Genomic DNA, 23,352 nt, shown 5'->3' with positions numbered 1-23,352 from the left:
ATGATCAACCGGGCGGGACTGGGAATTGCCTGTGCTTTGGGCGCAGCCGGGCTCTATGGCCTGGTGCCGAACTTCGTGCGCGGCGCCATTGGCAACGGCATTCCGGCGATCGAGAGCACGCTGTTCCGCACCTTCATGATTGCCATCGTTTTTTCTGTCGTCGCCGTGGCGCAAGGCGAGCGCATGGCGGTGCCCAAGGGCGCGCTGCCCAGCTTCATCGGCCAGTCGGTGGCAACGCTGTTCGTGTCCGTTGCCTATCTGGGTTCGGTGCAATTCATTCCGGTGGGGCTGGCCGTCATCATCTTCTACCTGTTCCCGGTGCTCATCATGCTGCTGGCGCCGGTGGTCGAAGGCCGCAACCCGGGTCTTTTTCGCATTCTGATCGCGCTTGTCGCCTTCATCGGCCTGGCCATAGCGGTTGGGCCGAGCTTCGACAGCCTCGATATCCGGGGCATCCTGCTGGCAGCTGCAGGAGCAGCCGGGGCGACCTTGCAGTTCTTTTCCGGTCGCGCCATATCGCGGTACATGACGCCCGCCGCTTTCGGCAGCCTGGTGCACATGGTGATCCTGCCGCCGGTGCTGGCGATTGCGCTCTATGCCGGGTCCGGTACACTGCGGTTCCTGCCGGGCGGGCCTGCCACCAGCCTGGGGTTCACGTTTATGTCTGGTGTGGCGATCATCTATATCGTTGCCTACATGGCTCAGATGCTGTCGCTGCGCTTCGCACCAGCGTCTACAGTTGCGCCCTATTATAATCTGGAGCCGGTGGTGGCGACGGCGGCCGCGGCGCTCATCCTCGGCGAGCGGCTGCAGGCGAACCAGTATACCGGAGGCGGGCTCGTTCTCGCCGCTCTCGTGGCATCGAGCCTGCCTGGAAAATGGAAGAAATAGCCCATGGCCAATGCTCCCGTTCCGGTCGCGATCCTCACTGGCTTCCTCGGGGCCGGCAAGACCACGCTGCTGAACGCCCTGCTGAAGGACCCATTCCTGTCCGACGCGGCCGTCATCATCAACGAGTTCGGCGACGTCGGCATCGACCATTTGCTGGTCGAGCGGGCCGATGAAAACGTCATCGAAATGGCATCCGGCTGCCTTTGTTGCACCATTCGCGGCGATCTCATCGACACGATCCACGATCTTCTCGCCCGCCGCAGCCGCGGCGACATCAAGGCGTTCAACCGGATCGTCATCGAGACCACGGGGCTGGCCGACCCGGCGCCGGTGCTGCACGCGGTGATGAGTGAGCCCGGATTGCTCGCCCGCTGCCGGCTGGAGGGCGTCATCACTGTCGTTGACGCTTTCAACGGCATGGCGACGCTGGATATCCATCCCGAGGCCGTGAAGCAGGTTGCGGTGGCGGATCGCGTCGTGCTGACCAAGGTCGATCTGCTTGTGGGCCGCGAGGGCGAGGACATGCTCTTCGCCATCATTGGCCGTCTCAGGGAGTTGGCGCCCGCCGCCCGGCTGTTGACCACCCACCGAAATGAGGCGACTGCCGGGCGGCTGTTCACGATGGGGCTGTTCGATCCAAGAACCAAGACGGCCGATGTGCAGAACTGGCTTGCTGCGGACGCTCATGAGACAGGCGAGAAGCGCCGCCGCCGCCCGGGGCAGGTTCACGACCATGGACATGACCATCCGCAAGGCCAGGACCACGCGGATGACCATCATCATAATCACGTCTCGCGCCATGATGCACACATCCGGTCATTCACCTTCAGCGAGGCCAACGCCATCAGCCCGCAGGGACTGGAATTGTTCATGGAACTCCTGAAGTCCTACCACGGCGCCAGCATGCTGCGCATGAAGGGCATCGTGAAAGTCTCCGACGATCCGTCACGCCCGGTGGTCCTGCACGGGGTTCAGCACGTATTTCATCCTCCAGTAAGGCTTCCCGCCTGGCCGGATAAGGATGAGCGGACCCGTCTCGTGTTCATCGTCAAGAACATCGAGAAACCGATGATCGAGGGGCTGTTCCGCGCCTTCACCGATCAGATCGCCGGCGGGGCGGAGGCCTTCACGGACAAGACCCTCTCGCTCAACAGGTAACGGCACAATGACGCTCAATCTCTACGGACTATCCAAATGCTCGACCTGCCAGAAGGCGATCGACTGGCTCGACGAACATAAGATCAAACATAGCTTCTCCGACGTGAAGGACAGCCCAATCACCAAGGATCAGGTGGCCAAGTGGTCCAAGGCGCTGGGCGGCTGGGAGAAGATGATCAACAAGGCCGGCTACACCTGGCGCGGCCTCCCGCCAGAAAAGACGGCGAACCTCACAGAGGCCAAAGCCGTGGCGCTAGCGGTGGACAACCCTTCCCTGATCCGGCGGCCGCTCATTGAGCACAAGGACGGCAGTGTGACGGTGGGTTTCTCCAAAAAAATCCAGGAACTTCTGGTGTGAACCGAATTGACCGGGTTTCCCCAGTCAGTTGGCCTTCCTTATTCCCGCACCAGAGGCCTGGTCATGCAGGTCGGGCCGCCTTCTCCCTTGCGGCAGATATCATGACCCTTAATGACCTCGACCTTGACGCCTGCCGCCTTCATCCGGCGTTCCGTCTCCGGATTGCCCTCGACCATCATGGCATGCCGCGGGCCGAGGGCCAAAACGTTGCACCCCATGGTCTCGAACTCCTCCGCCGGCACCTCGACGAACTTGATGCCACGTGATTCCAGGAACTCGACCTGGCGGGCCGCCATCAGCGGCGTGTGGACAACAGCCAAGTCATGGTCGAGCGGCGAGAGGCAGGACATCAGATGGAACACGTCTGAACGGCCCTTGAAGTGCGGCATGTCGAACCACAGGATTTCGACGTCCGGACCCATGATCTCTCCCAGCTGGCGCAATCCCTCCAGATTGGTGCGGTAGCCCACGCCAGCCAAGAGTGTGAAGCGGTCGATCCAGACAAGGTCACCTCCTTCCACCTTTCCCTCGCCCGTGATCTCGCCCGCGACGGGGAAGCCGAGCTTCTCGAGCGCCGCACCGTTGATTTCCGCTTCCTTCCGGCGCTGCGGCTTGCCCATGCGCGGCTTAACCAGTCCGCGCGGCGTCACGATCAGCGCATCATGGGTGTAAATCGAGTCAAGCGTCAGGCCGGGGGCGGCGGGAAGCTTGATCACCTCGGCGCCGGTTGCGGCGAGAATGTCCTCTACCAACTTGTATTCCTTGCGGGCGTTGGCGAGGTCGGGGCGGGAGTGGAAATTCAGGTCCTTCCATTCGGCGTCGATCTTGGCCTCGCTAACGAACGCCTGGTCGACATCGCGGATTGCCACCTTCTTGAGGCTGCCCCAATTGTTGAATGCGCCAAAATCGAAACTCATTTGCATCTGATCCTGAAGATGAGCACCGGCCCATCCTGCTGCTGTTCCAGCAGCATATGGCCCTGCTCATTGCAGAAGTGGGGCATGTCTATGGCGGACATGGGGTCCGTGGCAATGACCTTGAGGATGGCGCCCGGCGCCATCGCCGCCAGCCGCTTGCGGGCCTTCAGCACGGGCAGCGGGCAAATCAGGCCAGAGAGATCAAGCGTGTTTTCGGAATGATTTTCGTTCATGCTGGGGATAGAGGGTAGCATCGCAGACGAGGGAGATACAGCCTTGCCGGAACTTCTCACCAAGCTTAGCTTCCAAGGCCATGTGGAACTGCTGCTCGCCAGCCCGGACCGCGACACGGGACTGGAGAAGCGCAAAGTGCCGGAAGCCCGCCTGTCGTTCACCGGCATGGAGGGCGATTGCCACGGCGGCCTCACACGGAAGTCCGACAGCCGCATGCTGAAGCAGTATAAGCGCAACACCGAGGTGCGGAATTCGCGCCAGCTGTCCATCCTCTCCGCGGAAGAGCTCGCCGAGGTGGCGGAGACGATGGGCATTCCCGCGGTGAAACCCGAATGGGTGGGGGCCAACCTGGTGCTGAGCGGCATCCCTGACCTCACGCTGCTTCCACCCTCGACGCGGCTGCAGTTTCCCTCCGGCGCCATGGTGGTGGTCGATGCCGAGAACCATCCCTGCCGCTATCCGGCGGACATCATCGCGAAACATCACCCGGAACAGAAGAAGGGTTTCGTCGCCGCCGCCATGCACAAGCGCGGTGTGGTCGGCTGGGTGGAGGCCGAAGGATTGATCCGTATGGGCGACAGCGTGACGATCTGGATTCCGCCGCAGCGGATCTACGCGCACGTATGAAGCTCTGCGCCGTCATCGTGGCGGGCGGGCGCTCGTCCCGCATGGGGCGGGAAAAGGCGTTCGCACTCATCCGCGGGCGGAGTATTCTGGAGCGCGTGACAGCCTGCCTTGCGCCTCAGGTACCGGCCATCGTCCTCAATGCAAACCGCGGGACGGAGCGGTTCTGCGGGCTGGGCCATTCCGTCGTCGCCGACATCCGCACGGATATCGCAACACCGCTCGCCGGTGTCCACGCGGCGCTCGCTTATGGAAAGGAGACAGGTTGCGACGCGGTGCTGACTGTGCCGTGCGACGCGCCCTTTCTTCCGGCTGATCTGGCGGCGCGCCTTGTTGCCGCGGGGCGGCCTGCCGCCATCGCCGCAACGTCGGCGCAACAACATTACTTGACCGGCCTATGGTCAACGGCACTTCTCTCCAGCCTTGCAAGCGCAATGGACAAACCGCTCGTCCCGCGACTGCAGGACTGGCAGCGCATGTGCGATGCGGCCGTCGTGGAGTGGCCCGTTGATCCCTATGATCCCTTCTTCAACGTGAACACGCCGGAGGACCTTGCGGAAGCCGGGCGCATTGCGGCAGAGTTCAACCTATGAACAAGGTCATCGGCGTTGCCGGATTTAAGAATTCCGGCAAGACCACGCTGGTCGAGAAGCTCGTCATTGAACTGACGAAGCGCGGCCATCGCATCTCGACAGTGAAGCACGCGCATCATTCCTTCGACATCGACCATGAGGGGCGGGACAGCTTCCGCCACCGCAAGGCAGGTGCTTGCGAGGTTGCCGTCGTCTCCCGCCACCGCTGGGCGATCATCCATGAATCGCGGACGGAGGCGGAGCCGACGCTGGAGCAGATCCTTTGCAAGCTCGCGCCCTGCGACCTGGTGATCGTCGAAGGCTACAAGCGGGACAGCCATCACAAAGTCGAGGTGCGCAATCTCGAACTTGCGCATCCCGAACTTGCGGGCGATGATCCCACTGTGGTGGCCATTGCGGCCAATGGCCCGATCGATAACGCACCCGTTCCGGTTTTCGACCGCGACGATGTCACGGCTCTGGCCCACTTCATCGAAACGTATATGGAGCTCACATGACACCCGCCGATGTGACGCGCTTCTGGGAACTGGCCGGTCCGGGCCGCTGGTTCTTCAAGGATGCGGCTTTCGATGGCGCGCTGAAGGTGCGCTTCGGTGAGGCCCTGGCAGCCGCGCGGTCGGGGGCCTTCGACCATTGGGGCGAGACGCCCGAGGGGGCGCTGGGCCTCGTCATCCTGCTCGATCAGGCGCCACGCAACATCCACCGCGGCAGCCCGCTGGCCTTCGCGGCTGACGCGAGGGCCTTGCGGCTGGCCAAGCAGTGGATTGGCCAGGGTTTCCACCAGAAACTCACCGCGCCCCGAGCCTGCTGGCTGATTATGCCATATGAGCATGCCGAGGATCTTGATGCCCAGCACCGGGGCGTTGCACTGTTCCGGACCATCGGACTGCAGGATCAGGCCCATTGGGCCCAGGTCCATCTGGACATCATCGCCCGGTTCGGCCGCTTTCCCCACCGCAATCCGGTGCTGGGGCGGGTGTCCACGGCGGCGGAACTGGACTTCCTGAAGGCGGGCGGTTTTGCTGGCTAAAACATCTTCCGATCAGGTGAAATCACCTGATCGGATCGGGCGCTGGATTGTTGGATTGGGCATGATCTTATCGCAATTGTGGGTCCCACCCTTAAGGATCATGCGCTCGTGTCGGATTCTGCCCTGCCCCGGTCGTTCTGCCTCACGACTGTTGAATGGTGCTCACTATTGTGAGCTCGAATCTTCGGGGTCTTGAGGGATTTGCCCATATGAAAACACATGCGCGCGTGGTCGTCATCGGCGGTGGCGTGGTCGGCGTCGGCACGCTCTATCACCTGGCCAAGAAGGGCTGGAGCGATGTCGTCCTGATCGAGCGGAAGGAACTGACCTCGGGCTCGACATGGCATGCGGCGGGCCTCCTGCCGCTGTTCAACCTGTCCTACTCGGTGGGCCAGATCCATCGGTACTCGGTGAACCTCTATAATTCGCTCGAGGCCGAGACCGGCCAGCATGTGGGCTTCAAGAAGGTCTCCAACATCCGTCTCGCCCGCACCAGGGACCGCTGGGACGAGTTCATGTATTATGCGGGCGTGGCGGAGACGATCGGCGTTAAGGTCAACGTGCTGACGCCGCAGCAGGTCAAGGACATCTGGCCGCTGTGCGAGACCGATGGCATCCTCGGCGCCATCCAGCACCCGGATGACGGCTATATCCAGCCGGCTGACCTCACCCAGGCCATGGCCAAGGGTGCGCGCTCGCGCGGCGCGGAAATCCATCGCAACACCACGGTCACCGGCATCGAGCAGAAGCCCAATGGCGAATGGGTGGTGAAGACCGGCCAAGGCGACATCACCTGCGAGCACGTGGTCTCCGCCACCGGCAACTTCGCCCGCAGGACGGGCGCCATGGTCGGCCTCGACATTCCCGTGATCCCGGTCGAGCACCAGTATATCGTGACCGAGCCGCATCCGCTGATCCGCGAACGTCACGCCAGGGGCCTGCCGGAGATGGGCGTGCTGCGCGAGGCCGATTCCTCCTGGTACATGCGTGAGGAGAATGGCGGCCTGCTGCTCGGACCCTATGAGCACGGAGCGCCCTGCTGCTACATGGACGGACCGTCTGACCAGAGCGAATACGAACTCTTCCAGGAGGACCTCGACCGGCTGGCGCCCCACATCGAAACGGCGATCACCCGCGTTCCCGCCTTCGGCGAGGTGGGCATCAAGAAGGTCTATAACGGCACCATCGCCTATACGCCGGACGGTTCGCCGATCATCGGCCCCGCCTGGGACAGGAGGAACTTCTGGCTCAACGAAGGCCATTCCTTCGGCGTCACCGCTGCGGGGGGCGCCGGCTGGCAGCTCGCTGAATGGATCGTCGAGGGAGAGCCCTCGATCGACATGATGGGCGTCGATCCCCGCCGCTTCGGCCCCTATGCGACGCGCGGCTACCTCAAGGCCAAGAACGAGGAAGCCTATGCCAATGTCTTTACGCCGCACTATCCGGATGAGGAGCGTCCGGCTGCCCGCCCGCTGAAGCGCACCCCCGTCTATGACCGCATGAAGGATCTGGGCGCTGTGTTCGGCTCCGTCTATGGCTGGGAGCGTCCGGGCTGGTTCGCGCCCAAGGCCTATGCCCTCACCAAGGAAGAGATCAACAGCCCGGATGTGCTGACCAACCACAATTATGCTCCGCCCACGGATGATGGCCGCATTGTCGAGAAGTGGTCGTTCCGCCGTTCCAACTACTTCCCCTTCGTGGGTGAAGAATGCCGGAACGTGATGAACAACCTCGCCATCCAGGACATGTCGGCCTTCGCCAAGATGGAGGTGTCAGGTCCGGGCGCGCGCGACTGGCTCGACTCCATTCTCGCCAACAGGATCCCCAAGAAGATGGGCCGCATCGCGCTGTGCCATCTGCTCACGCCGCGCGGCGGGGTTCGCGCGGAATTCACGGTCTATGAGTGGGCGCCAGGCCGCTTCTACCTCGTGTCCGCCGGCGCTTATGAACGCCATGACCACGATTACCTGAGGAAGCTCTGCCCGGCCGATGGTTCGGTGCGGCTCAATTCCATCACCAGCCGCTTCGGCGTGCTGGTGCTCGCCGGCCCCAACTCGCGCAAGGTGCTGCAGAAGTTGACCGATGCCGACCTCTCGAATGAAGCCTTCCCGTGGCTCTCCGGCAAGGAGATCAGCGTGGGCCACTGCGCGGCGCATGCGCTGCGCGTGAACTTCGTGGGCGAGCTCGGCTGGGAGTTCCACCACCCGGTCGAGCAGCAGATTGCGCTGTTCGATCTCCTCATGGAGGCAGGCAAGGAATTTGGCATCCGCCCTTATGGCATCAAGGCCATGTCGTCGTTGTCGATCGAGAAGAGCTACCGCCTCGTGCCGCGCGAATTGTCGATCGAGTACAATGCCTATGAGTCGGGCCTCGACCGCTTCGTGCACCCGAACAAGGGTCAGTTCATCGGCCGCGACGCGCTGGTGGAAGCCAGGCAGAAGGGCCTTGGCTGGAATTTCGTGACCATGGAAGTCCACGGCGTAGGCGACGACGACTCGGACGCGCGCGGCTCCGAACCGATCTACCGCAATGGCCAGCTTGTCGGCCGCGCCACCAACGGCGGCTTCGGTTTCCGCGTGAACAAGTCGCTGGCGCTGGGCATGGTGAAGCCCGGGAATTCGGCGGTGGGCACCGCGCTCCACATAAAGATCCTCGGCAAGATGTTCGAGGCGACGGTCATCCCTGAGAGCCCCTACGACCCCGAGAACAAGACGCTGCGCGCCTGACCGCTCACGCAACGGGAACGAAGGCCGGGACAACATCCGAGCCGTTTTCCGAACGCAGTGGCGGCGGGCATTGCGGAGTGTCGGCACGGCGGGCAAGATTTTGCCCGGAACGGAGCGAATCAGTCGACAGCCATGCCAGCCGGCGCACCGGGATACGGAACGGGAATTCTGCTCGTGCTCGGCGCCACCGCCGGTTGGAGCCTCGCTGGCGTATTTGTTCGCTTCATGCCCGGTCTCGATGGCTGGCAGATCAACTGCTGGCGCGGTTTTTGGATGTCGGTGTTCCTGCTTGCCTATCTGGTGGCGGTCTATGGCAACCGGACTTTTGCCAAGTTCCGCGAGATTCCCCTTCCCGCCCTGCTCACGGTCGCGGGCTTCTTCTCGGCGGGTTCGACGCTCTATGTCACCTCGCTGACGCTGGCTGGCACCGCGACCGTTTCGGTGATCGGCGCTCTTTCGCCAATCTTCGCAGGCGTGCTCAGTCCCTGGCTGACCCATGAGAAGCCGTCGCTGGCATCCTGGCTGGCGGCTGTCATGGCGGTGGCGGGTGTGGCAATCATCGCCTGGGATGGGTTCTCGGCCGGCAACATCACCGGCATCCTCGTGGCCCTGCTCGTGCCCCTGTCGTTTTCGGTGCAGACCATGATGCTGCGGCGCTACCGCGCCTTCGACATGGTGCCGGCAATCTGCGCCGGCGGCTTTGCAACCTTCTTCCTGGCCGGGGTTCTGGGCCACGTCTTCGGCGGCCATCCCGGGGGTGGGTTTCAGGTCAATATCCACGACATGTTGTTGCTTGCGCTGATGGGTCCTCTGCAGCTGTCCATCCCGCTCGTGTGGTATGCCAGGGGCGCCAAGGCCGTACCGGCCGTCACGCTCACGCTCGTTGCAATGCTCGATGTGGTGCTCAATCCCTTGTGGAGCTGGCTCGGCGCCGGCGAAGTTCCCACACGTGCGGCCTTTTTGGGCGGATTGGTGATCTTCAGCGCGGTGGCAATCTCGATTTTCGGCGACCGCCTGCTGGCTGGCCGCAGGCTGCAGGCAGCCTGATGCGGCGCTCCACGGCAACGCTCATCGGGTTCACCGCCGTGCTCATGTGGGCGCTGCTCGCTCTGATGAGCGCTGCAAGCGGCAAGATGCCACCCTTCCAGCTCGCTGCGATGACCTTTCTCGTCGGCGGTTTGATGGGGGCGCTCACGTGGCCGTTCCGCAAGGGTGCGGTCTCTGCCCTGCGTCAGGGCTGGCAGGTGTGGCTGCTCGGCGTAGCCGGGCTTTTCGGCTATCACGTCGTCTACTTCAGCGCCATCCGTGCGGCGCCGGCTGTGGAGGTGAGCCTCATCGCCTATCTCTGGCCGCTGTTCCTGGTGGTGTTCTCGGCCTTCCTTCCGGGCGAGCGGCTCCGGCCGCATCACATCCTCGGCGTTGTGCTTGGACTGCTGGGCGCGGTGCTGATCATCACGCGCGGCAGGGGACTTTCGCTTGCCGAAGGCTTCACCAAGGGCCACGCCCTCGCCTTCCTGTGCTCGCTTATCTGGTCGGGCTACTCGGTGTTGTCCCGCCGCTTCGGCAATGTACCGACCGACGTGGTGGCGGGGTTCTGCCTCGTCACCGCAGTGCTCTCCGCCATTTGCCACCTGCTTTTCGAAACGACGGTATGGCCCGCCGATGCCACGCAATGGGCGGCGGTGCTGGGTCTTGGCCTGTTGCCGGTCGGGGCGGCCTTCTACAGCTGGGACTATGGCGTGAAGCACGGCGACATCATGGTTCTCGGCGCGGCGTCCTATGCCTCGCCTTTGCTGTCCACGCTGGCGCTGGCGGTCGCAGGCTATGCGGCCTTCACCTGGTCGATTTTTGCCGCCTGCCTGCTCATCACCGCGGGCGCGCTGATGGCCGCGAAGGACATGCTGTTCAAGCGCGTGCCGGCGCCTAATTGAAGCTGTTCTTGCGTTCGCGCAGCGCGGCGAAGACCGTCGCGTCGCTTGCGGCTTCCAGACCCAGGGTCTTCCGGATTTCCGCGCTGCCGGTGCGCAGGAAGGGGTTGGCGGCGAGCTCCGCCCCGATCGTCGAGGGGCAGGTCATCCTGCCTTCTGCGCTGAGCCGGTCAACCTCGGCGGCACGCTGGGCCAGCGTCAGATTGCCGGGCTCGACAGCGAGTGCGAAGCGGGCGTTGGACTGCGTATACTCGTGGCCGCAATAGAGTAGCGTGGCCGGCGGAAGGGCCGCGAATTGGGCAACCGAATGGTACATCTGTTCCGGCGTGCCCTCGAACACACGGCCGCAGCCCAGCGAGAACAGCGTGTCGCCCGCGAACACTGCTTCTTCGGCGGGCATGTGATAGGCGATATGCCCCAGCGTGTGGCCTGGGCAATCCATCACCCGCACTTCACGGTCTGCCCAGGTGAAGCGATCGCCACCGGATACTTCCCGCCCGATGCCGGGTATCTTCGAGGCTTCCCCCCTTGGTCCGGCGATGCTGCATCCATAGCGCTCCTGCAGCGCCAGGTTTCCCTCCACATGGTCGCCATGATGGTGCGTGGTCAGGATGTGAGTGAGCTTCCAGCCCTTCGCCTCCAGCTGGCGCTCGATTTCGGCCGCATCGGGGGCATCAATGGCGGCGGTGGCGCCGGTCTTGTCGTCATGCAGGATAAGGCCGTAATTGTCGGACCGGCAGATGAACTGGTGGAAGATGAGATGTGGCATGTCTCGTTCCGATGCTGTCGTGCCGGATGATCTTTTTGCTGTGGTGGATGGGGCTTTGGTGCGGTGGATATTGTCGATCTGAGGGAATTCTACGGCAGCAGGCTCGGTTTGGCCACAAGGCGTTCCCTGGCGGGCCAATTGAAGCCGCGCCTTGCCGGGCTGCCGGGGGCGCGGGTGATGGGATTGGGTTATGCCATGCCCTATCTATCCGATTGCATCGTCAAGCCGGAAGCGCAACTCGCCTTCATGATGGCCCGGCAGGGCGTCTTTCGCTGGCCCGAGAATGGCGCAGTTCAGTCCGCGCTGGTCGATGAATGCGACCTGCCGCTGCTCGAAAGCGTGGTGGATGTGGCGCTGGTTGTGCACGGGCTGGAACTGACAGACGCCCCCCAGGAAATGCTGCGCGAGATATGGCGCGTGCTGGCGCCGCAGGGCCGCCTGTTTCTGGTGGTGCCCAACCGCCGCGGCGTCTGGGCAAGGTTCGACACCTCGCCCTTCGGCCATGGCCAGCCTTTTTCGAAGCCGCAGCTATCCACCCTGCTGAAGGAAAGCCAGTTCTCGGTGGTGTCCTGGTCCTATGCCTTGTATTTTCCGCCCTCCACCAGAGCGGCGATGCTCTCTGCTGCCCCCGCCATTGAGAGCCTTGGGTCGCGACTGGTGCCGGCCCTCTCGGGCGCCATCATTGTCGAGGCGGCAAAACAGGTTTATGCGGTGGCCCAGGGCAAGCGGCTGCGCCGTCTTCCTTCCCGTGCCCGACCGGCGCTTGCGCCTGTTCCCGCCAAGGGCGCATGGCGACATCCCTGGCGCATCTTCCAATCAGGTCGAATCACTTGATCGAAACATGCGCCAGATCAAAAGCTTGAGCATGATCTTGTCGCAATAGTAGGTTCCACTTTTGCGGATCATGCCCTGGGGACCTCCGCAAGACGGGTATTCAGTAAATCTGCGAAGTTTTTTATATGCCGCGATGACGTCCGCGTCCTGCCCGGGATGGCGGGGACGGGCGCTGATGTGGGAAAAACCGAGCTTCCGCAGAATGACGCCGACATAACGCTCATGAAAGTCGACGTTGAACCGCTCATTGATGACGCGCTTCAGGTCATTGCGCCGCCTCCTCCCGGCTCCGGCCTTCAGCGACCGCCGCGAGAGACAAAAACCGGCGGCTTTAATTGCTGTCCCTCGATGCCCTGGCAAGCCGGCGAAGCTCGGCGGAACAGTGATCGACGCGAAAACGGATGGCTGAAGGCATGTTGCGAATCTCCTTTCCAAAACAGGAATCACACCTCAAGCCAAATCAAAACCCCAATGAGTCAAAACGTAAGTCCCTTGGTATGACTTGAGGGCGCACTCAGCGTTGGGTTTTGCGCAGATGGCTGGGCGGGTGGCCGAAGTGACGAGAGAAGGCGCGGGAAAAGACCGTCTGATCGGAGTAGCCAAGCATCTCGGCGATCTGGGCCATCGGCGCACCGGACTTCGCCAGCATATCGCAGGCCATCTCGAACCGGAGATCGCGGACCAGTTCCTTGAAGGTGAGGCCTTCGGCGGACAGGCGGCGCGCCATGCTGCGCCGATGGATGCCGAGGACTGCCGCGGCGCGCTCCGCCGTTGGCCTGCCGCCGAACAGCTGGACGCGCACGATGCGCCGGACCCTCTCCACCTCCGAGTCGGAGGATTGTTGCGCCAGCCTCACAAGACCGCCGAAATAGGCGCGCAGCGATTGATTGGCGCCAGGAAGAGCGCGCGTCAGCCAGAGCGCGGGAAACTCGATCGCGCCAAGTTTCGAGCCGAAGACGACGTCCGCGCCCAGGGTGTCCACAAAGGGCTTCGCGTTCGCTGGCCGCGCCCTGGGCAGCCTCACCCGCGTCGGGAGCCATTCGTCCCCGCACAGCGCGCGCAACATCTTGGTTACGGCCGCGATGGTGATGTCGGTTGCCAGTTCGGCGCCCAGGATGGACGGATAGTCGAAAGCGTATTCGAGCGCCGCCGTCTCGCCGTCAATCGCCAGCCGCCCCTTGGCGAAACGGTCATGAACGGACAGGAAGCCGATGAGGTCATTGATCGCGGTCTGGATGTTCGGAGCCGTCTGGGCGATATGTCCGAACAGGCCGAGGGTCGCCAAACTGTTGCGCGCTCCCGCCATGAGGCCGAAATGCGGAAGCCCGGAGGTCCTGACGCAGGCGTTGAGAAGCTTAAGCCCGACCGTAAGCGGCATTTCGGTCTCCGGGTCTTCGAAGATGTCGAGCGTGAGACCGCTCTCCAGAACCAGCGGCACAGGGTCGTGGCCCAACTCGCGAATGAGTTCGATCGAGGATCGCAGGCCGCCGCTGCGCAAGGTCACGATCTCGGGCATGGGCGGTGTCCGGCCAGGGGTCATGGGAATACGTGTCACCAAATGCCAAGGAATTCGTCCCGAAAGGCTATATCCGAGCGGGGTCGATTTTTCTAGAGAAGGTCCAAGGGCTCGGATCACAGGTTTGTTCACCCTGGATCGGCGGCAGTGGCGGTGCGCGAACACATGGAGCGGATGCGATGGGCCTTTCAGGAGCTGTTCTTTCGGGGGCGAGGTTCCGGCGCGCATTGGGTGCGATTGCCCTTGCCGGCATCCTGATGGTCCCGGTGGCCGGGCCGGGCGCATTCAGCCAGGACACCCCGCAGGTTTCCGAGGCCCGGGCAATCGCCGAGGAGGCCTATCTCTACGGACTCCCGATGATCGTCGGCTACGACGTTCTGTACAAATTCTTCATCGACCGCAACTCAGGCCAGTTCAAGGGGCCGATCAACACAATCAGCAACGAGGCGCGCGTCTTCACGCCGAAGGACACGGCGATCAGCACGCCCAACAGCGACACGCCCTATTCGGTGGCGCTCCTGGACCTGCGCGCCGAGCCGATGGTCCTCTGCATGCCCGAGATCGAGACCGCACGCTATTACGACGTGCAGCTCATCGATCTCTACACTGACAATTATGGCTACATCGGCAGCCGCGCCACCGGCAACGGTGCGGGCTGCTACCTCGTCAGCGGGCCGGATTGGCAGGGTGAGCAGCCGCCGGACGTGGCCAAGACCTTCCGCAGCGAGACGCAGTTCAGCCTCGTCATCTACCGCACGCAGCTTTTCAACCCGGCCGACATGGACAATGTGAAGAAAGTCCAGGCGGGCTATACGCTGCGGCCCTTGTCGGCTTTCCTCGGCAAGCCCGCGCCTCCCGCCGCACCGACGGTCGACTGGCCGAAATTTGAGCCGGAGGCCTTCACCACCCGCTTCCCCGAATATCTCGGCTTTCTGCTGCAGTTCAGTCCGCCGGTCGGCGCCGCGGCGGTCGAAAAACCGCTGCGCAAAAAGTTCGCCGCGATCGGCATTGGCGCGGGCCAGGACGTTCCGCCGAAGACAATCTCGCCGGAGGTGAAGGCGGCACTTGGCGAGGGCGTGAAGGCGGCGCTGGCGAAAATCGCCGCCACCGCTGACGGCGTGGGCGCCACGGTCAACGGCTGGCAGGTCGGGTCCGCCGCCGGCAGCCGCGACTTCTACAACGGCAACTGGGCCTTGCGCGCGGCTGCCGCAAAGCTCGGCATCTATGGCAACAGCGAGGCCGAGGCCGTCTATCCCTTCACGCGCAGCGACGTCAACGGCATCGCCCTCGACGGCAGCAAGCACACCTACCAGATGACCTTTGCGCCCGGGCAGCTTCCCCCGGTCAATGCCTTCTGGTCGATCACGATGTATGACGGCCGCACGCAGCTGCTGATCGACAACCCGATCAACCGCTACCTAATCAATTCGCCGATGCTGCCGGAGCTGAAGAAGAATCCGGATGGCTCGCTCACGCTGTTCATCCAGCGCGACTCGCCGGGCAAGGACAGGGAATCCAACTGGCTGCCCGCACCTGATGGCCCGATGTTCGTTGTGATGCGGCTCTATTGGCCGAAGGACGAGCCGCCCTCGGTCTACCCGCTGGGCAAAGGCGCCTGGAAGCCGCCGGGCATCGTGCCGGTGCGCAACCTCAATGCGGTGGGCGCGGCGCGCTTCGGTGACAAGTCGCTTGAAAACATCGTGCGCACCGACGAGCGCTACGGTCACGATGGCGTGTTCCAGGGGCCGCGTGGCTGGGCCTATTGGAACCGTCTCGAGTACCCGAAACCGATCCAGGACCCGAACCTCTGGCCTGACACGCAGTCGACCTATTTTCTCGGGCGCCTCGCATTGCCCGCGGGCAGCACCCTCGCCATGGACTTCAGCTACCCTCAGGCCCGCTACTTCCAGTTCGCGCTCTACCGCTGGGAAAACAATACCTTCGTCGCCACCGACGCGATCGCCGGGCCCGATATCGAGCCGGAGCCAGGGTCGACGAACCCCTTTCGTGCCGGCGCCAACCGGCTCGCCGAGCAGCGCGGCTTCAAGCTCAGAATCGTGAAGGATGACGCCCCGGCAGAACCCGACAGGCGTGCGCCGAACACCGTCTATGCGGGCAAGGGCGGTGGCGAGATCGAGGGGGTGATCCGCATCTACCTGTCGGACCAGGGGCGCGATGGCGCCGGGTGGGGGCCGGCGGATGCCTCGTTTGGGGACAGCGGATTTCCGACTTATTCGGCGACGCTTGCCGATGGCACGCAGCTGTCGGCCGCGGACATCGTCAAGCAGATGGCGCGGCCGATGACGGGCGCCACCAAGCAGCCGATCACCGCCGCGCAGTGGGATGAGATGGTGAACGCGAAAACCAATGATCCCACGCTCGACCCGGCGACTGCGCCGGCGCGCAAGAACCCCCAGTGGGAAAAGTTCTGGACGCTGCAATACTCCGTGGCCGGTGCATTCAAGTCACCCGAGGAGCGCGCCAGGATTCCCTTTGCGGGCGCGATGGAGGGCGGCGGCGATCCTTCGACCCAGTATCTCATCACCTATCTTTCGCGCAAGTTCGGACCGGTCTATGTGATGCGCGGCAAGATGCCGACCTTCCCCAATACCTATGCCGGAGCGGGCGGCAGGGGCCTCGATGTGATGCCCGATGCGCAAACCCAGTATTGGTCGCTCGTCAGTTGCGAGGCCGCGCCGTCGGGGCAGATCGTCGATGGCCTGACCGACATGCAGGTTCCGCTGGATGCCGATGGCAACTACATGATCGTGGTCAGCCGCAAGGAAGACCGCCCGGCCAACGCGACTCTGGAAAATGGTGTTGCCTGGATGGAGTGGAGCCCGCGCGGCGAAGGGATCGACGGGCCGAAGAACCGCCCGGACTTCGGCATGCTCATGCTGCGCATGATGGCGAACAATCCCACCTGGACGCAGAGCCCCGACAAGGTGACGAGGCCCGGCATGGAAGAGGCCATCATGGGCCCCTATCTGCCCAAGGGCGAGTATACGACCAAGGCGGCGTTCGAGGCGAATGGACTGAAGAACTGATTGCCGGCAGCTATGTTTTCGAAGCAAGACTTACGGGGGATGCTTGAATGACCAGATCCGGACTCGTCAAACTCGTGGGGCTCTGCGCGGTCATCCTGCTGGCCGTTGCGGCCTACCGGTTGCTGGCGACGGCGGTTGCGCCGAAGATCGAGCACCGCATCGCCGAGATCGGCCTCAGCCCAAATGAAATCGCGGCCAATGGTCCGCTGCCTGGCGATGTGAGCCTCTATGCGAAGGAACTGGCCTGCGCGCGGAATTTGCAGACGCCCGGATATTTCCCATCGATCAACGGCGCGGAGATCGCCGATGCGCAGCGCAGCGGCATGTTCCCCTGCGCCACCTTCACCGGCAGCTTCGAGGGTCCGAACCAGGTCTTCGCCTGGCGCAGCGCAATCGACTATGACACGGCGTCCTATATCAACAACCGTCTCCCCGGCGAACTCTACATATCGGGCGGTCAGGCGCCGCCTCCCAAGGGTGCGGTTCCGCCGGGGCCGTTCGTCGCCAAGGCCGACGCGACCACGGGCCGCGAGATCTGGCGCACCTATCTCGACAACGGAAATGTGTCGGGCGCGTGGATTGCCAATACCAACCTCAACATCCTGCCCAATGGCCGCATCGTCACCGCATGGCAGAACAAGGTTGCCCTGCTTGACGGCGACACCGGCCTCATCCTGAAGATGACCACGCTGCCCACCGGCCCGACGCCCGCCATCGACGCGAGTTTCAAGCATTTGACGATCGCGCCGGACGGCACGCTGATCTTGAAGGATCAGACGCGGCCCAGCGGATGCAAGCTTCAGGGCACCATGGCCATCATCCAGTGCAACGAACCTGGCATGAAGCAGGGCAATTCGAACCTCGTCGCCGTCAATCCGGATACACTTGAAGTTCTCGACAGCGCGGCGCTGCCCGAGCCGGCGACAGTGCCGCACATCATCACCATGTTCGAAGGCAGGATCGCGATCTACATCGGTGTGAACAGCGGCGCGCTGCGTTACTTCTGGGACCCGCAGACGAAAAAACTGTCGCAGGACATGAGCTGGGCGGTCAAACCAATGAAGGAGGGCCAGACCACCTCCGATGCGCCCAGCATCCTCGGCGACTGGATTGTGCTGCAGACGAATGGCCTGGGCAGCGAGACGGTGGCATCGAGCATCGTCGCGGTGAATCAGAAGGATGCGTCGCGCATGCAGGTGATCTTCCCCTTCGGCGAGCTGAAGAAGGGCGAATGGAGCTGGGCGCCGCCCAAGCCGCAAACCGATCCCGAAAACAGCATGATCTATTCCGCGGACATGGGAGTGGGCAAGGTTGCAGGCATCAAGATCGACCAGGCCACGGGAGAGATGAAGACGGTGTGGATCGTCGACGACACCACCAATGCCTTCCAGCCCCTGATCGGCCCCAAGGACAAGCGCGTGATGCTGCTGTCGAACGCCAGGAAGAACGTCGAAAGGGAGCCGGTCAAGCTTGCGCTTTTCACTGGCAACTACAAGGAACAGGCAACCTGGCGCGACGCGGCAACCGGCCGCATCATTGCCGAGTCGGACTTCTTCGAGCCGCTCTCAATCGGCGCGCTGATCACGCCGGGCTTCGGCGGTCGGGTCTATTTTCCGACCAACAAGGGATTCATGGTGCTGCAGGTGATGCCAGCGGTCCGACAGCCATGAAAACTTCTCTCTTCGATTGTAGCATCTTCCGATCAGGTGGGATCACCTGATCGAAAAGAACATGAGCCAGATCAAAAGCTTGGGCATGATCTTGTCGCAAAAGTAGGTTCCACTTTTGCGGATCATGCCCCAGGTCAGGATTGCATTTTTGGGGCTGCCGCCTATGAATAACGCGCCCCGGCGGCGTCCCGCGCCGGCTTGCAGCGAGCCCGCCGATCGATGACCGCCGAAACCCCTGAACCCTCACTCGATGCAATCCGGCGCGAGATCGACTGGATCGACGGCCAGATCCTCCGCCTGCTCGTGCAGCGCACTGCCGCGAGCGCGAGGGTTAAGGCCACCAAGGCGCATGACGGGTCCATCGCCTCATCGCCCTTCCGGCCGGCGCGCGAAGCCGCGATGATGCGCCGCCTGATCGAGGTGGCCGGCAGCGCCCTTAACCCCGAACTTCTGGTGCGTCTTTGGCGTGTCATCCTGTCAGCCTCCATTCAATCGCAAGCTCCCGTGACGCTGCATTTGGACTGGGTTCTGGGGCAAGATCTTGCGATGCGCCTGATGGTTGCCCAGCACTTCTGCGACATGGCTGTGGAAATCCACAACAATCCCTCCCGCGCTCTGGACGCGGTGGGCAGGGCACAGGGCGATTTGGCGCTGATCGCGCCCGATGCAGACTGGGCCGCCGGTTTTGCCAGCGGTGCGGCCGGCAGCGCGCAGGTGACCGCGACGCTTCCTGTGTTTGCCACGGGCGGCCAGCCGCAGCTTCTGGTGTTCGGCCATGCTGCCCCGCAGCCGAGCGGCGATGACGAAACGCTGCTCCTGTTGCCCTGCGAGAAGGTCACCGTGGCGGGAGCCCTTTGGCAGGCGCATTCCGGCGCCGCGACGCTTGCCAGCCTTGCCGGGTTTCTCGACCACGCGCCACCCCTTCATCCTGGCGCCCGCATTGTGGGGCGCTATCCCCGTCCGCTCAAGGTTTCGCCATGACAGCTACCCGCCCCCAGCCCAAGCCCGGCATCCTCGACATCGCGGCCTATGTGCCGGGAAAGAGCGGTCCCAAGGGCGCCAAGGTGCACAAGCTGTCCTCCAACGAGTCGCCCATCGGCGCGAGCCAGAGGGCGGTCGAGGCCTACAAGGCCGCCGCGGCCACGCTGGAACTCTATCCCGACGGCGCCGCCACGCTGTTGCGCAACGCCATTGCCGGCCGCTTCGGGCTGAAGGCGGAGAATATCGTCTGCGGCGCGGGATCCGATGAGTTGCTGCAGCTTCTCGCCCATGCCTATCTGAGCCCGGGCGACGAGGCGGTTTACAGCCAATACGGCTTCCTGGTCTATCCGATTGCCATCCAGTCGAACGGCGCGACAGCCGTTGTGGCGCCGGAGGCGGGTTATCTGGCGGATGTGGACGCGATTCTTGGGCGTGTCAGCCCGCGCACGAAGATCGTCTTCCTTGCCAATCCCAACAATCCGACGGGCCGGTATCTTCCGTTCAGCGAGGTGAAGCGTCTGCACGCGGGTCTGCCGCTCCATGTGCTGCTGGTGCTCGATGCAGCCTATGCCGAATATGTACGCCGCAACGATTACGAGGCCGGAAGCGAGCTCGTTGCCACCTCGGACAATGTGGTGATGACGCGCACCTTCTCGAAAATCTTCGGCCTCGCCGCGCTGCGGCTTGGCTGGGCCTATTGCCCCGCCCATGTGGCGGATGTGCTGAACCGCGTGCGGGGACCCTTCAACATCAGCGCCCCGGCGATCGCCGCCGGTGTCGCCGCCATCGAGGACCATGAGTTCGTCGAGCGTGCCGTGTCCCACAACGAGCAATGGCTGCCCTGGATCACCGGGGAACTATCCTCACTGGGACTTGAGGTGACGCCGAGCGTGGGTAATTTCGTGCTCGTCCATTTTCCGGCAGATCACAGGCACAATGCCCGTGCGGCGGATGCGTTCCTGCAAGACCATGGCTTCGTGGTGCGCCGCATGGACGCCTACGGTCTTCCGTGGGCGCTGCGCGTCACCATCGGCGCCGAGGAGGCGAACCGCGGCCTCGTGGTCTGCCTGAGAGATTTTCTGTCATGACGAAATTGTTCGATCGCGTTTCCCTGATCGGTATCGGTCTCATTGGCTCTTCACTGGCCCGCGCAATGCGCAAGCAGGCGCTGGCGGGAGAGATCGCGGGCTACGCGCGCAGCGAGACAACGCGGGCCAAGGCGCTGGAACTCGGCCTCGTGGACCATGTCTGTCCGACTGCGGCCAAGGCCGCGAAGGATGCCGACCTCGTGATCCTCTGCTCACCGGTGGGAACTTATGGGGCCCTCGCGCAGGAGATCGGCCCCACGCTGAACTCTGGCGCCATTCTCACTGACGTCGGGTCGGTAAAGGGCGCCGTGGTGAAGGACGTGTCGCCGCACGTTCCGCGGCATGCGCATTTCATACCGGGCCACCCCATCGCCGGCACCGAACAATCCGGCCCGGAATCGGGTTTTGCCGAACTCTTCATCAACCGCTGGTGCATCCTGACGCCAGTGCCCGACGCTGATCCTGACGCGGTGGAGAAGCTTGCCGCCTTTTGGCGCGCCTGCGGCTCCAACGTCGAGACCATGACGCCGGAGCATCATGATCTGGTTCTTGCCATCACCAGCCATCTCCCGCATCTCATCGCCTATAACATTGTCTCTACGGCGGCCGACCTCGAAGAAGTGACCTCCTCCGAGGTCATCAAGTATTCCGCCGGCGGTTTCCGCGATTTCACCCGCATTGCCGCGTCGGATCCCACCATGTGGCGCGATGTGTTCCTGAACAACAAGGATGCCGTGCTGGAAATGCTCGGCCGCTTCTCGGAGGATCTCTCCGCACTCCAGCGCGCCATTCGCTGGGGCGACGGGGACATGTTGTTCGATGTCTTCACCCGTTCGCGGCAGGTCCGCCGCAGCATTATCGCGGCCGGTCAAGATACGGCCTCACCGGATTTCGGACGCGGTGCGCCCAAGACGCCCTGAAGCTCAGTATAGCGGTTTCAGCTCCGTCACCTCAAAGGGGCCGAGATACAGCACGCCGTCCCTGGCGATGATGGGCACCCTGGCGTCGTTGCCGAGAAGCCCGAGCATCATGCGGAGATTGGCAAGCTGGCTGTCCGAGAGGCCGAGCTGCGGGCCTGCAGCGGCGAGGAGCGCGCGGATGTCATTGGTTTCGGCGTCGATCCGGCCCGAGACGCGGTGCTCCGGTTCCAGCGTCAGCGTGCCGGATCCCCAGCAGCGGAGCTGGCCCTGCTGAAGTTCGATCTTGTCAATCCTGAGGCTCCGGTCGGCGTTGAGCGTTCCGCGCAGTGTGGCCGTGTCCAGCGTGACCGGCGGTTTGCCGGTGGGTTGGAAGGTGACCTGGCTGGCATCGAATGCAATCTCTGTTGCGCCCGCAACGCTGGGCCGGGTGAACAGCATCAGCTTGCCGGCTTGACCCACTCCGGCGGCGGAAGCGGCGGGCAACTCGGCCGAAAAGGATGGCTGTCCGTCCCTTCCGAAGGTGACCGCCGCCAGCGCCCGCTGGTGCTTGATCTCCGTCGTTGCAGTGACGGGACCCCTCAGCATGGTGGGGCCATCGACCAGAGCTGCGATCTGCCAGGGGGCATATGCCAGCGTGACCATCAGCAGATGCGCCGCGTGCAGCTCAAAGCTGCCGTTCCAACTCAGTTTGGGTGACGGGCAGGTGAACTCAAAATGGAAGGGGTAGCCTCCCCAGCTCTCTTCGCCGCAGGCAAGTGTCAGGCCCTGCGCAGCGAGATTTGCCCGGGTTGCGGCGAAACGCTGCTTGGCGATGCCGGAGGCGATAAACCAGCAGACAGACCAGAGCAGCGCCAGGGCGAGGACAATGGCCAGCGGGAGGAACATCCTCCACGGGCGAGGGGCGGCATTCGGCATTTGATCCCAGATCGGCTTTCGCGACAAAGCATTTTCAGGTCAAGAGGTCACCGGTTGACCGTCGAAAATGCGACCAAAGATAGAGATAGAGCAGGTTTCGGTTCCACTGAACCTAAACCTGCGCCAGATCAAAAGCTTGAGCATGATCTTGTCGCAAAAGCGGTTCCACTTTTGCGGATCATCCTCTAGTCAGATCGGCAGAATGGAGCAGTTCTGGATTTTTGGCTATGGCTCGCTGATGTGGCGGCCGGGCTTCGCCTTCCTGAGGAGCGAGCCGGCGCGCGTCCACGGTTATCACCGCCGCCTCTGCGTCTACTCCTACGTTCATCGCGGCACACCGGAACAGCCGGGGTTGGTTCTTGGCCTCGACCGTGGTGGCTCCTGCCACGGCGTGGCGTTTGAAGTTGCAGCGGAACGCTGGGAAGACACCATTGCCTATCTCCGCGCGCGCGAACAGGTGACGTCGGTCTACCTCGAGAGACGCAAGACCGTAACGCTGATCGGCAGCGGCCAAAGAGTTGAGGCAACCACCTATGTCGTGGACCGCGCGCATCGGCAATATGCGGGCGTGCTTGATGACGATGCGCTGGAGCACCATGTGCGGCTCGGTCAGGGCGCATCAGGCCACTGCACCGACTATGTCAAGAACACCATTGCTCATCTGCGCGAAATGAGAATCCAAGACCCCGCGCTGGAGCGGCTCGCCCGTCGGCTGGACCTTCAGGCCGCCAGCAACTCAAGCTGAACCGGCTTTCCCCAAAGCTTCGGCTCGGCCCGCGGCGGAGTCACCCCCTCCTCCAGCGTTGCGGCAAGGTCATGCAGCACGGCCTCGGCAGCATCGGCGTCACGGGTCAGGAGATGCACGTGAATCTCATCGCCCGGCATCGGCGACGCTGCTCCTGAGGGGCAAAGACCATCGGCACCAAACCGACCGACCGACACCGCGGTTCTCACGCCGCCGCTGCTACGGACGAGGACGAAGACTGCCCCGGCAACTGGCGGGCAATGGTCGGGAAGGTAAATCGAGTGGATGTAGGCACGGCCTGAAGCGCCGCGCCAGTACCAGAAGCGTTCGCCGAGGCCGGGATCCTCGGGCAGGGAAGCAGAGAGGGGGAAGCCTTGCATCATGCGAACAAATATAGAACAAACAGTC

24 protein-coding genes are annotated in these 23,352 nt (G+C 63.3%); 17 read left to right on the top strand and 7 right to left on the bottom strand.

The genetic code is table 11. The features are described 5' to 3' along the window. From IOC69_RS01795 to IOC69_RS01785, 3 genes are read left to right on the top strand one after another with little or no spacing between them, the layout of a single operon-like run. Entirely contained in the window at window positions 1-891 is an 891-nt protein-coding gene (locus IOC69_RS01795) for a DMT family transporter (RefSeq protein WP_290541808.1), read from the top strand. Window positions 892-894: 3 nt separating this feature from the next. Next, window positions 895-2,049 carry a GTP-binding protein gene (locus IOC69_RS01790; protein ID WP_290541807.1) on the top strand — a complete coding sequence of 385 codons (1,155 nt, stop codon included), beginning with the start codon at window positions 895-897 and terminating at the stop codon, window positions 2,047-2,049. Between the two features lie 7 nt (window positions 2,050-2,056). Next, entirely contained in the window at window positions 2,057-2,407 is a 351-nt protein-coding gene (locus IOC69_RS01785; RefSeq protein ID WP_290541806.1) for a Spx/MgsR family RNA polymerase-binding regulatory protein, read from the top strand. A gap of 38 nt (window positions 2,408-2,445) precedes the next feature. Here IOC69_RS01785 and IOC69_RS01780 read toward each other — a convergent pair whose 3' ends face one another. Then, entirely contained in the window at window positions 2,446-3,324 is an 879-nt protein-coding gene (locus tag IOC69_RS01780) for a dimethylarginine dimethylaminohydrolase family protein (protein ID WP_290541805.1), read from the bottom strand. Beyond that, window positions 3,321-3,557, bottom strand: coding sequence for a sulfurtransferase TusA family protein (locus tag IOC69_RS01775; RefSeq protein WP_290541804.1), 237 nt, complete (start codon window positions 3,555-3,557; stop codon window positions 3,321-3,323). The genes IOC69_RS01780 and IOC69_RS01775 overlap by 4 nt, the downstream gene beginning before the upstream one ends. A 43-nt stretch (window positions 3,558-3,600) precedes the next feature. On the opposite strand from IOC69_RS01775, the gene IOC69_RS01770 reads away from it, so the two are divergent. The 7 genes from IOC69_RS01770 to IOC69_RS01740 all read left to right on the top strand — a co-directional run bounded on the left by IOC69_RS01770 (window position 3,601) and on the right by IOC69_RS01740 (window position 10,462). Beyond that, window positions 3,601-4,185, top strand: a complete 585-nt coding sequence (locus IOC69_RS01770; RefSeq protein WP_290541803.1) for an MOSC domain-containing protein — start codon at window positions 3,601-3,603, stop codon at window positions 4,183-4,185. Further along, window positions 4,182-4,775 carry a molybdenum cofactor guanylyltransferase MobA gene (mobA, locus tag IOC69_RS01765; RefSeq protein WP_290541802.1) on the top strand — a complete coding sequence of 198 codons (594 nt, stop codon included), beginning with the start codon at window positions 4,182-4,184 and terminating at the stop codon, window positions 4,773-4,775. The genes IOC69_RS01770 and mobA overlap by 4 nt, the downstream gene beginning before the upstream one ends. Further along, a complete protein-coding gene (gene mobB / locus IOC69_RS01760; RefSeq protein WP_290541801.1) occupies window positions 4,772-5,272 on the top strand; it encodes a molybdopterin-guanine dinucleotide biosynthesis protein B in 501 nt (166 codons plus the stop codon). Before mobA ends, mobB begins: the two co-directional genes overlap by 4 nt. Next, window positions 5,269-5,805 (top strand): DUF924 family protein, encoded by a 537-nt coding sequence (locus tag IOC69_RS01755; protein WP_290541800.1) that lies wholly within the window; start codon window positions 5,269-5,271, stop codon window positions 5,803-5,805. Before mobB ends, IOC69_RS01755 begins: the two co-directional genes overlap by 4 nt. A gap of 209 nt (window positions 5,806-6,014) precedes the next feature. Further along, window positions 6,015-8,531, top strand: coding sequence for an FAD-dependent oxidoreductase (locus IOC69_RS01750; RefSeq protein ID WP_290541799.1), 2,517 nt, complete (start codon window positions 6,015-6,017; stop codon window positions 8,529-8,531). 57 nt (window positions 8,532-8,588) lie between these two features. Next, a complete protein-coding gene (locus IOC69_RS01745) occupies window positions 8,589-9,578 on the top strand; it encodes a DMT family transporter (RefSeq protein WP_290541798.1) in 990 nt (329 codons plus the stop codon). Further along, the gene (locus IOC69_RS01740) at window positions 9,578-10,462 is read left to right on the top strand and encodes an EamA family transporter (RefSeq protein WP_290541797.1); all 885 of its coding nucleotides are present in this window, start codon (window positions 9,578-9,580) and stop codon (window positions 10,460-10,462) included. Before IOC69_RS01745 ends, IOC69_RS01740 begins: the two co-directional genes overlap by 1 nt. On the opposite strand, the gene gloB is transcribed toward IOC69_RS01740, so the two are convergent. Continuing rightward, entirely contained in the window at window positions 10,455-11,228 is a 774-nt protein-coding gene (gene gloB / locus IOC69_RS01735) for a hydroxyacylglutathione hydrolase (RefSeq protein WP_290541796.1), read from the bottom strand. The genes IOC69_RS01740 and gloB overlap by 8 nt on opposite strands. Before the next feature lie 63 nt (window positions 11,229-11,291). On the opposite strand from gloB, the gene IOC69_RS01730 reads away from it, so the two are divergent. Continuing rightward, window positions 11,292-12,062: a methyltransferase domain-containing protein gene (locus IOC69_RS01730; protein WP_290541795.1), complete on the top strand. Its 771-nt coding sequence runs from the start codon at window positions 11,292-11,294 to the stop codon at window positions 12,060-12,062. Here IOC69_RS01730 and IOC69_RS01725 read toward each other — a convergent pair. Next, on the bottom strand, window positions 12,045-12,497 hold the full coding sequence (locus IOC69_RS01725) for a winged helix-turn-helix domain-containing protein (protein WP_290541794.1): 453 nt from the start codon (window positions 12,495-12,497) through the stop codon (window positions 12,045-12,047). The genes IOC69_RS01730 and IOC69_RS01725 overlap by 18 nt on opposite strands. Window positions 12,498-12,576: 79 nt before the next feature. Then, window positions 12,577-13,578, bottom strand: coding sequence for an AraC family transcriptional regulator (locus IOC69_RS01720; RefSeq protein ID WP_290541793.1), 1,002 nt, complete (start codon window positions 13,576-13,578; stop codon window positions 12,577-12,579). A gap of 179 nt (window positions 13,579-13,757) precedes the next feature. On the opposite strand from IOC69_RS01720, the gene IOC69_RS01715 reads away from it, so the two are divergent. From IOC69_RS01715 to IOC69_RS01695, 5 genes are all read left to right on the top strand, one after another. After that, on the top strand, window positions 13,758-16,625 hold the full coding sequence (locus tag IOC69_RS01715; RefSeq protein WP_290541792.1) for a DUF1254 domain-containing protein: 2,868 nt from the start codon (window positions 13,758-13,760) through the stop codon (window positions 16,623-16,625). A gap of 47 nt (window positions 16,626-16,672) precedes the next feature. Continuing rightward, entirely contained in the window at window positions 16,673-18,295 is a 1,623-nt protein-coding gene (locus IOC69_RS01710; protein ID WP_290541791.1) for a hypothetical protein, read from the top strand. A 219-nt stretch (window positions 18,296-18,514) separates the two neighbouring features. Further along, complete coding sequence (locus tag IOC69_RS01705) at window positions 18,515-19,276, top strand: chorismate mutase (protein ID WP_290541790.1); 762 nt, start codon at window positions 18,515-18,517, stop codon at window positions 19,274-19,276. Next, a complete protein-coding gene (hisC, locus tag IOC69_RS01700) occupies window positions 19,273-20,364 on the top strand; it encodes a histidinol-phosphate transaminase (RefSeq protein ID WP_290541789.1) in 1,092 nt (363 codons plus the stop codon). Before IOC69_RS01705 ends, hisC begins: the two co-directional genes overlap by 4 nt. Continuing rightward, window positions 20,361-21,284, top strand: a complete 924-nt coding sequence (locus IOC69_RS01695) for a prephenate/arogenate dehydrogenase family protein (RefSeq protein WP_290541788.1) — start codon at window positions 20,361-20,363, stop codon at window positions 21,282-21,284. The genes hisC and IOC69_RS01695 overlap by 4 nt, the downstream gene beginning before the upstream one ends. Before the next feature lie 3 nt (window positions 21,285-21,287). Here IOC69_RS01695 and IOC69_RS01690 read toward each other — a convergent pair whose 3' ends face one another. Then, entirely contained in the window at window positions 21,288-22,169 is an 882-nt protein-coding gene (locus IOC69_RS01690) for a DUF2125 domain-containing protein (RefSeq protein WP_290541787.1), read from the bottom strand. A 97-nt stretch (window positions 22,170-22,266) separates the two neighbouring features. Between IOC69_RS01690 and IOC69_RS01685 the strand changes: the two genes are divergently transcribed. Continuing rightward, the gene (locus IOC69_RS01685; RefSeq protein WP_366935495.1) at window positions 22,267-22,944 is read left to right on the top strand and encodes a gamma-glutamylcyclotransferase; all 678 of its coding nucleotides are present in this window, start codon (window positions 22,267-22,269) and stop codon (window positions 22,942-22,944) included. Here IOC69_RS01685 and IOC69_RS01680 read toward each other — a convergent pair. Continuing rightward, window positions 22,920-23,327, bottom strand: a complete 408-nt coding sequence (locus tag IOC69_RS01680; protein WP_290541786.1) for a hypothetical protein — start codon at window positions 23,325-23,327, stop codon at window positions 22,920-22,922. The genes IOC69_RS01685 and IOC69_RS01680 overlap by 25 nt on opposite strands. Window positions 23,328-23,352: the final 25 nt, after the last annotated feature.

Origin of the sequence: Aestuariivirga sp. (genome assembly GCF_020252405.1) — a bacterium.
In the GTDB taxonomy this organism is placed as follows: Bacteria; Pseudomonadota; Alphaproteobacteria; order Rhizobiales; family Aestuariivirgaceae; genus Aestuariivirga.
Note: the sequence above shows the minus strand (reverse complement) of the source record. Positions and strands in the feature narration are given on the sequence as shown.